The organism is Streptomyces sp. KR55 (assembly GCF_052245645.1).
GTDB classification, from domain to species: Bacteria; Actinomycetota; Actinomycetes; order Streptomycetales; family Streptomycetaceae; genus Streptomyces; species Streptomyces flavusporus.
In genome coordinates, this window is record NZ_JBQQCE010001004.1 from 1 (window position 1) to 658 (window position 658).

General features: G+C 72.8%; 1 protein-coding gene. It reads right to left on the minus strand.

The window, feature by feature from the left end:
• Positions 1–129: 129 nt before the first annotated feature.
• The coding region (locus ACTWQJ_RS52035; protein WP_443313303.1) for a serine hydrolase at positions 130–658 on the minus strand (529 nt) is incomplete at its 5' end.

Consider the following 658-nt stretch of genomic DNA (forward strand, 5'->3'; position numbering starts at 1 on the left):
TGGCCGAGACCCAGCAGGACACGGCCGTCGGGATCGAGTACGGCGAGGCCGACGCCGGTGAGGCTGTGGGGCGGGCTCGCTCGGGGCGCTCCCCGCCGGGTTCGTTCGTGTTCACCGGGCCATTTCACCTCATGCTGACCGCACAGGGCCATTCGTGGCCGAGGCGGGCGGCACCGCCGCGGCGGCGTCGTGGAAGGCTCGGCGGACTCCGGCGATTCCGTCGCCGGCCCGCGTCGGATGCACGCGGTTGGTGAGCAGCACGGCGTAGTGCCCGGTGGCGGGATCCACCCACAGGCTGGTACCGGTGAAGCCGGTGTGCCCGTAGGAGTCCGGTCCGAAGGCGTCGCCGACGGGGGAACCCACCGGGTCCCGTCCTTGCCAGGCGAGGGACCGACGCAGTGCAAGACCGTCCGTGTGAGCGGCCGTCATCTGCGTGAAGGTGTCCGGGCTCAGCAGGCCCCGACCGCCGGCGGCGAGCGCCGCACCGAGCAGTTCCATGTCCGAGAGCGTGGAGAACAGGCCCGCGTGTCCACCCACTCCGCCGAGCACGGCCGCGTTCTCGTCGTGGACCTCACCGACGACCAGCCGGCCGCGCCAGGGGCAGTCCTCGGTGGCCACCGCTCGCACGCGCCACTGCGCACCGGGACGGAAGAAGGTG